The 13,253-nt window shown below is 65.8% G+C and carries 11 protein-coding genes; 3 read left to right on the forward strand and 8 right to left on the reverse strand.

Annotation, left to right across the window (positions count from 1 at the left end; translation table 11 throughout):
* Positions 1-99: 99 nt before the first annotated feature.
* Entirely contained in the window at positions 100-1,458 is a 1,359-nt protein-coding gene (locus GTW51_RS03560; protein WP_163042472.1) for an esterase-like activity of phytase family protein, read from the forward strand.
* Between the two features lie 407 nt (positions 1,459-1,865).
* Here the strand turns inward: GTW51_RS03560 and hydA are convergent, their stop codons facing one another.
* From hydA to aptA, 5 genes are read right to left on the reverse strand one after another with little or no spacing between them, the layout of a single operon-like run.
* Entirely contained in the window at positions 1,866-3,317 is a 1,452-nt protein-coding gene (gene hydA / locus GTW51_RS03565; RefSeq protein ID WP_163042473.1) for a dihydropyrimidinase, read from the reverse strand.
* The gene (locus GTW51_RS03570) at positions 3,314-3,679 is read right to left on the reverse strand and encodes a type II toxin-antitoxin system PemK/MazF family toxin (protein WP_163042474.1); all 366 of its coding nucleotides are present in this window, start codon (positions 3,677-3,679) and stop codon (positions 3,314-3,316) included. The genes hydA and GTW51_RS03570 overlap by 4 nt, the downstream gene beginning before the upstream one ends.
* Positions 3,676-3,897 (reverse strand): antitoxin MazE-like protein, encoded by a 222-nt coding sequence (locus GTW51_RS03575; RefSeq protein WP_163042475.1) that lies wholly within the window; start codon positions 3,895-3,897, stop codon positions 3,676-3,678. The genes GTW51_RS03570 and GTW51_RS03575 overlap by 4 nt, the downstream gene beginning before the upstream one ends.
* 31 nt (positions 3,898-3,928) lie before the next feature.
* A complete protein-coding gene (locus tag GTW51_RS03580; protein WP_163042476.1) occupies positions 3,929-5,176 on the reverse strand; it encodes a Zn-dependent hydrolase in 1,248 nt (415 codons plus the stop codon).
* A gap of 37 nt (positions 5,177-5,213) precedes the next feature.
* Complete coding sequence (gene aptA, locus GTW51_RS03585; protein ID WP_163042477.1) at positions 5,214-6,542, reverse strand: omega-aminotransferase AptA; 1,329 nt, start codon at positions 6,540-6,542, stop codon at positions 5,214-5,216.
* A gap of 199 nt (positions 6,543-6,741) precedes the next feature.
* Here aptA and GTW51_RS03590 point away from each other — a divergent pair, with 199 nt between their 5' ends.
* Together GTW51_RS03590 and GTW51_RS03595 are read left to right on the forward strand one after the other, a co-directional pair.
* Entirely contained in the window at positions 6,742-7,389 is a 648-nt protein-coding gene (locus tag GTW51_RS03590; RefSeq protein WP_163042680.1) for a TetR family transcriptional regulator C-terminal domain-containing protein, read from the forward strand.
* A gap of 82 nt (positions 7,390-7,471) precedes the next feature.
* Positions 7,472-7,780, forward strand: a complete 309-nt coding sequence (locus GTW51_RS03595) for an EthD family reductase (RefSeq protein ID WP_163042478.1) — start codon at positions 7,472-7,474, stop codon at positions 7,778-7,780.
* Positions 7,781-7,852: 72 nt separating this feature from the next.
* Here GTW51_RS03595 and GTW51_RS03600 read toward each other — a convergent pair whose 3' ends face one another.
* The 3 genes from GTW51_RS03600 to GTW51_RS03610 form a co-directional block, all read right to left on the reverse strand.
* Positions 7,853-10,300: a putative bifunctional diguanylate cyclase/phosphodiesterase gene (locus tag GTW51_RS03600; RefSeq protein WP_163042479.1), complete on the reverse strand. Its 2,448-nt coding sequence runs from the start codon at positions 10,298-10,300 to the stop codon at positions 7,853-7,855.
* Positions 10,301-10,478: 178 nt separating this feature from the next.
* Entirely contained in the window at positions 10,479-11,822 is a 1,344-nt protein-coding gene (gene preA / locus GTW51_RS03605) for an NAD-dependent dihydropyrimidine dehydrogenase subunit PreA (RefSeq protein WP_163042480.1), read from the reverse strand.
* 11 nt (positions 11,823-11,833) lie between these two features.
* On the reverse strand, positions 11,834-13,252 hold the full coding sequence (locus tag GTW51_RS03610; protein WP_203565848.1) for an NAD(P)-dependent oxidoreductase: 1,419 nt from the start codon (positions 13,250-13,252) through the stop codon (positions 11,834-11,836).
* Between the last annotated feature and the right edge of the window lies 1 nt (position 13,253).

The following is a 13,253-nucleotide window of genomic DNA, read 5'->3' on the forward strand; positions in this document are numbered from 1 at the left end:
GACCGCGTTTGTCACGCAAGCGCCGCAAAATCGTCACCGGCGCTTCAAGGAACGGTCCTAGCTCTGGCGCGCAACTTATCTCCGCCTGGAGCCACGACCATGATCAGAAACACCCTTTCCGTCTCGGCGATCGCGCTCGCCGTCTGCCTCGGCAGCGCGCAGGCCGAGACGGTCTTCCCGGCCAATCTCGTCGGACACGCCTTCCTGCCCGCCGCGACCTTCATCGATGCGCCCGCCGATGCGCCGGAAGACGCCCGGATCTCCGGCAAGTTCACCACCGGCAGCCGCGTCGACGCCATCGGCACCGTGCCCGGCGACACCGGCGCCCAGCACGGCAAGCGCACGACGGGCCTGTCGGTGCCGTTCGAAGGCCAGCCGATCCAGGGTTTCTCCGGCTTCGCCATGGAGCGCGCCGAGGACGGCTCGACCTACGTCCTGACAGACAACGGCTTCGGAACGAAAGCCAACAGCCCGGACGCGCTGCTCTTCTTCCATCGCGTCACGCCGGACTTCGAGGCCGGCTCGGTGGCGGTCAACGAGACGATCTTCCTCTCCGATCCGGACAAGAAGATCCCCTTCCGCATCGCCTATGAGGGCACCGAGCAGCGTTACCTGACCGGCGCCGACTTCGATCCCGAGAGCATCCAGCTCGTCAACGGCGACATCTGGATCGGCGAGGAGTTCGGCCCTTATCTCATCCGCGCGACGACGGGCGGAAAAATCATCTCCGTCCACCAGACCATGATGGACGGCGCTCCGCTGAAGAGCGTCGACCACCCGCAGATGAGCGGCATGTCGAAGGCCGGCACCGACTGGCGTGTTCCGCGCTCGGGCGGCTACGAGGGCATGGCCCTGCAGCCCGGCACCAACCTGCTCTGGGCGATGCTGGAGAAGCCGCTGCTCGGCGAGGACGGCGCGCCCGTCGGCAACCACCTGCAGGTGCTCGCCTTCGATCCCGCCAAGGGCGAATGGACCGGCGAAGGCTTCAAGCTCGCGCTCGCCGAGGGCGCGACGGCGATCGGCGACTTCAACTTCATCGACGAGACGCGGGCGCTGGTGATCGAGCGCGACAATGGCGAGGGCGACCCGTCGCTGAAATGCGAAGGCGAGGCGCAGCCCGACTGCTTCCCGAGCCCGGCCATGCTGAAGCGCATCGTCCTCATCGACACAGCCTCGGTCGATGAAGACGGCTTCGTGCGCCGGATCGGCCACATCGACCTGATGGACATCGCCGATCCGGACGGCAAGAGCCGCATCGAGACGGCGTCCAAGCGCGACCTCGAAGGCGTCATGACCTTCCCGTTCTTCACCATCGAGAACGTCATGGCCGTGTCGGACACCGAGATCATGGTGGCGATGGACAACAACCTGCCGTTCTCGTCGGGCCGCACGCTCGACAAGGCGGCCGACAACGAGTTCGTCCTGCTCGACGTCTCGGAAATGCTGGCCGCCAAGTAAGACGCCTGCCGCCTTTGTGACGGAGATAGCGCCGGCCGGGCACTGGAAAAAGCTCGGCCGGCTCTCCTACGCAATTTCTCCAGCAGAATTCAATCGGGCTAATTGCCCTTAAAGCAACCCTCTTGCATTTCTGTCCGTTATTTTTGAATATTTATCGATGGCAACCTTTTGAAAGGATCACCGCTATGCAAAAAAAAAACGGATGTAATGCGAAGTGTCACTTTCACGTTCGTCGGTCGCGATGCTGATAAATTGGCTGAAACGTTGTTTGTGCATTGGCTTGACGGCGGCTTCGACCAGACATTTGAGGGCCATCTTATTGACCAAGGCCTTGCGACAGGCATTGAGTACGAATGGGATCAGGAAAGCCGAACAATTCGAATTCGCGCATCATAATTGAAGATTCATCATACTCCGCTCGCCGGAATGCCCGACCGCTCCACCCGCCGCGGCGCGGTGAGCTCCTTCCAGGTCGACAGCGCCCTGTTGACCGGGGCGCCGGCGGGCCGCTCGACGAAGCGGCCGTCGCCGCGTTCGGCAAGGACTTCGCCGTCCTGCCAGGCGATGCGGCCGCGCGACAGGGTGATCGTCGGCAGGCCGGTGACCTCGACGCCCTCGAAGACGTTGTAGTCGATGATCGACTTCTGCCGGCTGGCGGCGATCGTCTTCGTCGCCGTCGGATCCCAGACGATCAGGTCGGCGTCGGCGCCCGGCAGGATCGCGCCCTTCTTCGGGTAGATGTTGAGGATCTTGGCGATGTTGGTCGAGGTCACCGCGACGAACTCGTTCATCGTCAGCCGGCCGGTGGCGACGCCCCTCGTCCACAGCACCGGAAGCCTATCCTCCAGCCCGCCGGTGCCGTTGGGGATCTTGGTGAAGTCGCCGAGCCCCATGCGCTTCTGCTCGGTGGTGAAGGCGCAATGGTCGGTTGCCACCACCTGCAGCGAGCCGGAGGCGAGCCCCGCCCACAGCGAATCCTGGTGCTTCTTGTTGCGGAAGGGCGGCGACATGACGCGCCGCGCCGCATAGTCCCAGTCGGCGTTGAAATATTCGCCCTCGTCGAGCACCAGATGCTGGACCAGCGGCTCGCCATAGACCCGCATGCCGTTCGCCCGGGCCCGGCGGATCGCCTCGTGCGCCTGCTCGCAGGAGACGTGGACGACATAGAGCGGCACGCCGGCCTGGTCGGCGATCATGATGGCACGGTTGACCGCCTCGCCCTCGACCTCGGGTGGCCGCGAGAAGGCATGCGCCTCCGGGCCGTTGTTGCCTTCGGCCATCAGCCTCTGCTGAAGCGAGGCGACGACGTCGCCATTCTCGGCATGGACGAGCGGCATGGCGCCGAGTTCGGCGCAACGCTGGAACGACGCGAACATCTCGTCGTCGTTGACCATCAGCGCGCCCTTGTAGGCCATGAAATGCTTGAAGGTGTTGATGCCCTGCTCGACCACCTTGGGCATCTCGTCGAACACCTGTCTGTCCCACCAGGTGATCGCCATGTGGAACGAGTAGTCGGTGCGGGCCTTGCCGGCCTTCTGGTACCATTGCTGCAGCGCGTCGATCAGGCCCTGGCCCGGGCTCGGCAGGCAGAAATCCACCGCCATCGTCGTGCCGCCCGACAGCGCCGCCGCCGTGCCGGTGTCGAAATCCTCCGCCGCATAGGTGCCCATGAAGGGCATCTCCATGTGGGTGTGCGGATCGATACCGCCCGGCATCACATAGGCGCCGGAGGCGTCGATGACCGTATCGCCTTCAAGGTCCGGCCCGATCGCGGCGATTGTCTCGCCATCGATCAGGATGTCGGCCTTGTAGGTGAGATCGGCCGTGACGACCGTGCCGCCCTTGATGACTGTGGTCATGAAAATTTCCCTATCGCTGATACGATGGCGGCGGCCGGCGCCAAGCCCAGGATATTGATCACCGCGATATTGAGGCGATCCAGATCATCCCTGCTCAGCTGACCGATACGACGTCCCAACTCACTTGGAAGCGCCGCTCCGAGACGCTCGAGCATCGCTTCCGAGATGACATGCAGCCCGTTCTCGGCCGACGGCTCTATCCGTATGCGGCCGAGCCGCGCGTCAACGACCTCGCTCGTCAAGGGACACACGATGATCGGACGATCCGATCGCAGAAACTCGTCAGCCATCAGAATGATCGCCGGACGCGGCTTTGCAGCCAATCCCCGCGTCGAGACCGTGAAGATGTCGCCGCGCTTCAAGGCTCATCATCATCCCAGAGATTGCCGCGAACACCGACGACCCATGCATCGATGTCGGGGTCGTTGCGGTCCGCCTCGGTGGTGGCATCCAGCTCACGTCCGACTTCCGCCCGATAGGCTTCATTGTCCCGATCAATGACCCACACCTCCATCGGTCGCCAACCCTTCGCCAGAAGCGCCGACCGCTCTTCGTCCGATAACTCCTTCGGCCTTCCCATCCTGGCACCTCCGCCTGTGCGACGCCCGATCCTACTCCACGATCCCCGCCGTCTCCACCACCGCGCGCATCAGCACGTTGGCGCCGGCGGCGGCCCATTCCGTGGTGATCTCCTCGGCCTCGTTGTGGCTGAGGCCGTCGACGCAGGGACACATGACCATTGCGGTCGGCGCGACGCGATTGATCCAGCAGGCGTCGTGGCCGGCGCCCGAGACGATGTCGCGATGCGAATAGCCGAGCGCCTCGGCCGCGTCGCGCACCGCCTTGACGCATCCGGCGTCGAAGGTCACCGGATCGAAATGCCCCACCTCGTCGATCGAGACATCGATGTCGAGCGCTTCGGCGATCAAGTCGATCCCGTCCTCGATCTGCTCGCGCATGGCATCAAGCGTTTCCTTGGAGGGCGAGCGGATGTCGATGGTGAAGGTGGTTCGACCGGCAATGATGTTGCGGGAGTTCGGATAGGCATCCATATGCCCAACCGCGCCGACGGCGTCCGGCTGGTAGTACATCGCCACCTCGTGGACGAGTTCGATCACCCGCGCCATGCCGAGCCCGGCGTTGCGGCGCTTGTACATCGGCGTCGAGCCGGTGTGGCTCTCCTTGCCGGTCAGCGTCACCTCGAGCCAGTAGAGGCCCTGGCCGTGGGTGACGACGCCGATGTCGATACCCTCGTCCTCGAGGATCGGTCCCTGCTCGATATGCAGCTCGAAGAAGGCCTTCATCTTGCGTTGACCGACCGGCTCGTCGCCTTCCCAGCTAATGCGCCTCAGCTCCTCGCCGAAGCTCTTGCCGCCGGCGTCCTTGCGCTCCTTGGCCCAGGCCTCGTCGTGCATGCCGGCGAAGACGCCGGAGGCGAGCATGGCGGGCGCAAAGCGCGAGCCTTCTTCGTTGGTCCAGTTCACGACGACGATGGGATGCCTGGTCTTCACCCCGAGATCGTTGAGCGACCGGATGATCTCCAGCCCGGCCAGTACGCCGAGCACGCCGTCATATTTGCCGCCGGTCGGCTGCGTGTCGAGATGGCTGCCGACATAGACCGGCAGCGCGTCCGGGTCGGTGCCCTCGCGCCGGGCGAACATGTCGCCCATCGTGTCGACGCCCATCGTCAGGCCGGCCGCCTCGCACCAGGACTGGAACAGCCGCCGTCCCTCGCCGTCCGCGTCGGTCAGCGTCTGGCGGTTGTTGCCGCCGGCAATCCCCGGTCCGATCTTCGCCATCTCCATCAGCGTGTCCCAGAGGCGATCGCCGTCGATCTGGAGATTGGTGGCAAGGCTCATGAGTTCACTCTTTGCTGCTGGCGGTCGATAACGCGGATCAGTCGAGGATCTTCAGAATGGTCCGCAAGGTCTCGACGATCTCGCCGATCTGGTCCTCGCTGATGATCAACGGCGGCGACAGCGCGATGATGTCACCGGTGGTGCGGATCAGGAGCCCCGCCTCGTAGGCCTTGAGGAAGGCCGCGAAAGCCCGCTTGGTCGGCTCGCCGGCGATGGGCTCGAGCTCAATGGCGCCGATCAGCCCGATGGTGCGGATGTCGATGACGTGCGGCTCGCCCTTCAGCGAGTGGATCGCCTCGGCCCACACCGGCTCCAGCGCCTTCGCCCGCTCGAACAGGCCGTCCTCCTTGTAGGTCTCGAGCGTCGCGAGCCCGGCGGCTGCGGCGATCGGATTGCCGGAATAGGTGTAGCCGTGGGCGAACTCGATCAGGTGTTCCGCACCGCCCATGAAGGCTTCGTAGATCTCGTCCTTCACGTAGACCGCGCCCATCGGGATGACGCCGTTGGTCAGGCCCTTGGCGGTGACCATGATGTCGGGCGTGACGCCGAAATAATCGGCAGCGAAGGCCGTGCCCATGCGTCCGTAGCCGGTGATCACCTCGTCGAAGATCAGCAGGATTCCGTGCTGGTCGCAGATCTCGCGCAGGCGCTTGAGATAGCCTTTCGGCGGCGGCAACACGCCGGTGGAGCCGGCCACCGGCTCGACGATGACCGCGGCGATGGTAGAGGGATCGTGCAGCGCCGCGATCCGCGCCAGATCGTCGGCAAGCTCCGCGCCGTATTCGGCCTCGCCGCGCGAGAAGCCGTTGCGCTCGGCATCGTGCGTATGGCGCATGTGGTCAACGCCGGTCAGCAGCGTGCCGAACATCTTGCGGTTCCCGACGATGCCGCCGACCGATATGCCGCCGAAGTTGACGCCGTGATAGCCGCGCTCGCGCCCGATCAGGCGGAAGCGGGAGCCGTCGCCTTTGGCGCGATGATAGGCGAGCGCGATCTTCAGCGCCGTGTCGACTGATTCCGAGCCGGAATTGGTGAAGAACACGTGGTCGAGCCCGGCCGGCGCGATCGTGGCGAGCCGCGACGCGAGCTCGAAGGCCTTCGGATGCCCCATCTGGAAGGCCGGCGCGTAGTCGAGTTCGGCCGCCTGGCGCTGGATCGCCTCGACGATGAGCGGCCGGCAATGGCCGGCATTGACGCACCAAAGGCCCGCCGTCCCGTCCATGACCTGCCGCCCCTCGGCGGTGGTGTAATGCATGTCCTTCGCCGCCACGAACATGCGCGGCGCCTGCTTGAACTGCCGGTTGGCCGAGAACGGCATCCAGAAGGCTTCGAGGTTGTTGGGCGCGATCGCCGCGTGCTCGTTCATCTGCTGCCGCCTTGGTGGGGCTGCCCCTATCCGGAGCGCCCGTAAATCTTGACTAAATGGTCAAAAGGGAGGCTAGAAGTTCACCAGGAACCGGTCAAGCGCCACGCCCTGTATCTGCGCAGTCTCTCGCAGTGCAAGCAGATCGGGCAGCCTCGGGAGGATGGTCGTGGACCTGAAAGTCGAACTGGCCGTCGACCCGATGAAGGGCGGCACGAATGGCCGCCCGAAGGAAGGCCAGTCGACACGGATCCAGTCGATCAATCGCGAGATCATCCTCTATGCGGCGCTTGAGGTGTTCTCGATCCACGGCTTTCGGGGCTCGACGGTGGACCAGATCGCCGCCCGCGCCGCGATGTCGAAGCCGAATCTCCTGTATTACTTCCGGCGCAAGCAGGACATCTATCGCGCCGTTCTCGAAGCGACGCTTGCCGACTGGCTCGCCCCTTTGGCCGCGATCAGCCCGGATGGCGACCCGGTCGAGGAACTGCGTCGCTACATCACCGCAAAACTCGCCATGTCGGCGGAAAAGCCGGCCGCCTCGCGCCTCTTCGCCAACGAGATCCTCTCGGGCGCGCCGGTGGTGGGGGACTTCCTCAGGACGCGGCTCAAGCGGCTGGTCGACGAAAAGGCCGGAATCATCCGCGACTGGGTCAGCGCCGGCCGGCTGGCACCGGTGGACCCGCATCACCTGATCTTCATGATCTGGGCAACCACCCAGCACTACGCAGATTTCGACGTACAAATACGGGCGATCATCGGGAGCCAGGTCGACCGGCCCGGCTTTCGCGAGCAAACGGCGCAGGCTGTCCTGACGCTGGTGCTCAACGGGCTGAAACCGCGACCATGACGTCGGCCGGATTGCCGGCCTGTCGCGTTCGAGCCATGATCGCGCCGCGTCAGGGCACCGGCGCCATGGGAGGACTAACGTCTTGGCAAAGCTCATCGTGCTCTACAAGCACCCGAAGGATCCGGCAGCATTCGACGCCTATTACCTGCGGACCCACGCGCCGCTGGCGAAGAAAATCCCGGGCCTTTCCCATTACGACATCAGCGACGGAACCGTGGCAGGACCGGCCGGAGCGACGGACTATCATCTCGTGGCGACGCTGAGCTTCGGCTCGCTGGCCGACATCGAGGCGGGTCTTGCCACCCCGGAAGGTCAGGCAGCAGCGGCCGACCTCGGCAATTTCGCCGATGGCGGCGTCGAGCTGCTGATGTTCGACACCGCGACCCTCTGACAGAAGGAAGGCGGCGGCGCCCTGCTGGCGCGCCGTCTCCGCAGGCCGTGCAAGGCTGGCGGTGCAGCGCGCCTAGGCGGCGGCCGCTTCCGCGCGGGGTGCCGCATCGACGGCGAACTCCTGGTCCCATCGGCTCGAGATTTCCGAGAGCATCAGCGGGATTTCACCGGCCGGACGCGGCCGGGAGAAGTAGTAGCCCTGCATCTCCCGGCACCCCTCGTCGTAGAGGATCCGCATCTGCTCCTCCGTCTCGATTCCCTCGGCGATGACCTGCATCTGCAAGGCTCTCGACAGGCCGATCACCGAGCGGACGATGGCGATGTTCTCGGGCCTGCGCATGTCGCGCACGAAGGCCTGGTCGATCTTGATCTTGTCGAAGGGGAAGCGGCTGAGATAGCCGAGCGAGGAATAGCCGGTGCCGAAATCGTCCATCGAGATCGTCAGCCCCATGCGGCGGAACTCGGTCAGGATCGCCAGCACCTTGTCGCTTTCGTCGATGAACAGCGACTCCGTCACCTCGATCTGCAGGCGCGAGGCGGCGAGACCCGACTCTGCGAGCGCCCGACGGACATCGTCGACGAGCGTCGCACTCTGGAACTGCACCGCCGACAGATTGACCGAGATGGTCAGATCGGATGGCCATTGGACTGCCTGGTGGCAGGCCTTTTCCAGCGCCCAGACGCCGAGCTGCTCGATCAGGCCGGACTCCTCCGCGAGCGGCACGAAGACGGAAGGGGCGATCGTTCCCTGGCCGGGGTGGCGCCAGCGCAGCAGCGCCTCGAAGCCGCTGACGCGGCGCTGCCCGGCATCGATGAAGGGCTGGTAGAAGAGTTCGATCTGGTCTTCATCGAGAGCCGCCTTTAGGTCGAGCTCCATCTCTCGTCGCCGCTGCAGCCGCTCGCGCATGGCCGGAACGAAGCGACGATAGGGCCGCCGCCGGCCGCCTTCCTTCGCCTGATAGAGGGCCAGATCGCAATTCTGCAGCGCGAAATCGGCGTCGAGACCCGGCGTGCGGTATCCGCTCGGCACGAACAGGATGCCGGCATGCGCCGTCGCGACGATCCGGCGGTTCTCGACATCGAACGGCTCCGCGAAGCTCGCCAGGATCTTCTGCGCCAAGGCGTCGGCATCCTCGGGCGTCCGCAGACCCGGCACGATTACCGCGAATTCATCGCCGCCGAGCCGCGCGACCGTTGCTTTCGGCGTCGCGATTTTCAGGAGGCGCTGGCCGAATGCCTTGAGCAGCGCATCGCCTGCGGCATGCCCGTAATTGTCGTTGATCGACTTGAAGCTGCTGATGTCGACGACCATCAGGCCGAGCGGCTTGAGACCCTTTGTCAGCAGGCTGTCGAGGACTTCGCCGAACCGCCGGCGGTTGGGCAACTCTGTCAGGCCGTCGTGGTTGGCGAGATGCTCCAGACGCTTCGAGATACCCTGTCGCTCGGTGATGTCCTCGAAGGTGATCAGCAGCCCGCGGTCCTTGATGCCGCGGCGCTTGACCTCCATCGTACGGCCGTCCAGCGTCTCGTGCAGGTGCGTCGACGTGCCGTTCTCGGGCAGCTGGAGTGCCAGTTCGGAATCGTCGAAGAAGACGCGAGCGGGCGTGCCCGGCGCGACCTTCCCGAACAGCTCGGTGAAGACGTCGTTGCAGACGACGAGGCGCTTGTCGCCGTCGAGCATGCACAGGGCTTGAGTCATGTTGTTGAGCGCAGCCTCCAGCTGCGTCTGCTGCATCGCTATCTGGTCGGCGAGGAAGCCGGTCTCGCTGGTCTTCGCGCCCTCCAGCTTGGCGCAGCGCGCCTGCAGGGCCCTGAGCGCTGCCAGAACGTCGCGAATTTCCGACGGGCCTTCCGGCTTGATGAGGTCGACCGTTTCGCCGTTCGCCAGCGCATGCGCCAGCGCCGAGAGCCGGCGCAACGGGCGGCCGACCGAGCGCATCAGAAACAGAAGGAAACCGCCCAGAGCGAGAAGGACGACGGCAAAGCCCGCAACCATGCTGGTGACCGAACGCTCGATCCGCGCATCGGCCTCGGACCGCAGTCCATCCAGCTCCGCACGCATCGCCGAGCCGGCACTCGCCAGCCGTTCCGAAAACGCCTCCAGCCGGGTGCGGGCCAGACGCGGGGAGAGGTTGCCGCTCGTCGCCTGGAGGCGGGTCAGATCGTAGAACAAGGCGCGGACCGCCGTGTGGTTCTCGGACGCGATCTCGGTGGCGAGAACGGTCTCCAGGTCGCTCACCGTCTGGGCGATCGTGCGACGGAAATCGTCGGCTTCGCTGGCTTCGAGCCCAGGCTCCCCACCCGGCGTCGCCGCGTCCGCCGCCGCGGAAAGCCGCGCATGCAGCGACTGGACCCGCGTCTCGGCGGATTGCAATGCGATGATCGGATCGAGGCCCCGCTCGTAGAGCCGGGCCGCCAGTTCCATCGATGTACGCTGCGACTGGTAGGAGAATCCCGCAAAGCCGGCCGCCAGCAGGGCAAACCCGACGCCGCCCGCAATAAGCCTCGAGTTGATCGACATCGGCGCCGCTTCTCGCGTTGAGGGATCGTGCCGGACGCGGGAGCGGCAGGCGTGTGGTGCGACCCTACCGCAGCGAGGTTACTTCGCGGTTACGCTTTCTGACCTTCGCCTTCCTTGTCGCTGCGTCGCAGCACCGACACGAGCGATGATGGCGCTCGCCTGGACGACGGGCGCTACCCTATTCCGCTGCGTCCGGCAGGACGACCGGTTCGGCCGCGAATTGCTGCTTCTCCTTCGCCATCGGATTGTTCGGGTGCATCGTCCAGTTGCCGTATTCGTCCGGGATGGGCTTGCCGGTGCGCGGGTCGACGCCGGCGATCTGCTCCATGGTGATGCAGTTCTCGACCGGGCAGACATTGACGCAGAGATTGCAGCCGACGCACTCCGCGTCGATCACCTCGAAATGCCGGACGCCGTCGACCATCGCGGTGATCGCCTGGTGCGAGGTGTCCTCGCAGGCGATGTGGCAGCGCCCGCATCTGATGCAGAGATCCTGGTCGATCCGCGCCTTGGTGACGTAGTTGAGGTTGAGATACTGCCAGTCGGTGACGTTGGGGACGGCGAGGCCGCGGAAATCCTCGATGGTCCGGTAGCCCTTCTCGTCCATCCAGTCGGAGAGGCCCGAGATCATCTCCTTCACGATCTTGAAGCCGTAGGTCATCGCGGCCGTGCAGACCTGAACGTTGCCGCAGCCGAGCGCAATGAACTCGGCGGCGTCCCGCCAGGTGGTGATGCCGCCGATGCCGGAGATCGGCAGGCCCCGCGTCTGCGCATCGCGGGCGATCTCGGCGACCATGTTCAGCGCCATTGGCTTGACCGCCGGCCCGCACATGCCGCCATGGCTGCCCTTGCCGTCGATCGTCGGCGTCGGGGCGAAATTGTCGAGGTCGATCGACATGATCGACGAGACCGTGTTGATCAGCGAAACGGCGTCGGCGCCGCCCTTCTGGGCGGCGCGGGCGGGAAAGCGGATGTCGGTGATGTTGGGCGTCAGCTTCACGATGACCGGGAGGTCCGAGTGCTGCTTGCACCAGCGCGCGACCATCTCGATGTATTCCGGCACCTGGCCGACGGCCGAGCCCATGCCGCGCTCGCTCATGCCGTGCGGGCAGCCGAAATTCAGCTCCACCCCGTCGGCGCCGGTCTCGCCGACGAGGGCGAGGATCTTCTGCCACGGCGCCTCCTCGCAGGGCACCATCAGCGACACGACCATCGCCCGGTCCGGCCAGTTGTGCTTGACCCGGGTGATCTCCTCCAGGTTGGTGTCCAGCGCCCGGTCGGTGATCAGCTCGATATTGTTGAAGCCGAGCAGCCGCCGGTCCGGCCCCCACATCGCGCCGTAGCGCGGGCCGTTGACGTTGACCAGCGGCGGGTCTTCGCCGAGCGTCTTCCAGACCACCCCGCCCCAGCCCTGCTCGAAGGCCCGCTGTACGTTGTATTCCTTGTCGGTCGGCGGCGCCGAGGCGAGCCAGAACGGGTTCGGCGAGGATATCCCGAGGAAGGACGTCGAAAGGTCGGCCATGGTCCTGCTCCTCACGCCCTGCCGGGGATGGCGGTCTTGACCGCCTCGACAGCCCGCGACAGCAGGCCTACCGGCGCCGACAACGCCGCGTGGATGCTTGCAGCGGCGACCTTGCCGTCCTCGACGGCGACGACGGTGAGATCGTCGCCCTCGGCGATGCAGTCGCCGCCCGCCCAGACGCCGGAAAGGCTGGTGCGGCGCTCGGCGTCGACCTTGATGCGGCCTCGCTCCAGCGCAACGGCAGCGCCCTCGGCGGAAACGCCTTCCGGCTCGAAGGCCTGCCCGATCGCCTTGAACACCTGGTCGGCGGCGATCGTCAGCAATTCGCCGGTGCCGGCAATGCGCCCCTCGGCGTCCACATCGGTCCGCTCCAGCTCGATGCCGACGACCTGGCCGCCATGGGCCACGACCCGCTTCGGCTGCAGGTTGCAGCGAATATGGACACCGCGCGTCTGGGCGATCTCCTGCTCGTAGCCGGAGGCGTTCATCGCTTCCTGGCCCCGGCGATAGGCGATGGTCACCTCTTCCGCGCCCAGCGCACGGGCCTGCACGGCCGCGTCGATGGCCGTCATGCCGCCGCCGATGACAACGACGCGGCGGCCGATCGGTAGCGCCGCCATGTCGCTCGCCTGGCGCAGTTCGGCGATCCAGGCGACCGCGTCGCGGCTGCCGCGGCTGTGCTCGCCCTCGGCGCCGAGCGCGTTGACTCCGGCGAGCCCCAGCCCGAGAAACACCGCGTCGAAATCGCGGCGAAGCTCGCCCAGGTGGATATCCCGGCCAAGGAGCCTGCCGGTCTCGAGCGTGATGCCGCCGACCGACAGGATGAACTCCACCTCGCGCTGCGCGAAGTCCTCCGTCGCCTTGTAGGCGGCGATGCCATATTCGTTGAGGCCGCCGGGCTTCGGTCGCGCGTCGTAGAGCGTGACGTCATGGCCGAGCGTCGCCAGGCGATGGGCGCAGGAAAGGCCCGCGGGCCCCGCGCCGACCACGGCGACGCGCTTGCCGGTGGGTTCGGCCCGGACGAACGGATGACCGTCCTTTTCCATCAGGATGTCGGTGGCGTAGCGCTGCAGGAGGCCGATCTTCACCGGCTTGCCTTCGGCAACCTCGCGCACGCAGACCTCCTCGCAGAGCGTTTCGGTCGGGCAGACGCGGGCGCACATGCCGCCGAGGATGTTCGATGACAGGATGGTCTTGGCCGCGCCGGTCGGGTTGCCGGCCTGGATCTCGCGGATGAACAGCGGAATGTCGATCGAGGTCGGACAGGCCGTCATGCAGGGCGCATCGTAGCAGAAATAGCAGCGATCGGCCTCGACCAGCGCCTCGTGCGCTTCCAGCGGTGGGTGAATGTCGGAGAAGTTCCGGCCGAGCGTCATCCGGTCGATCCGTCCGGCGGCAATATCGGGGCGGATCGGGTGGGCTTCGTTCATC

It is taken from the genome of Aurantimonas aggregata (genome assembly GCF_010500835.1).
GTDB classification, from domain to species: Bacteria; Pseudomonadota; Alphaproteobacteria; order Rhizobiales; family Rhizobiaceae; genus Aurantimonas; species Aurantimonas aggregata.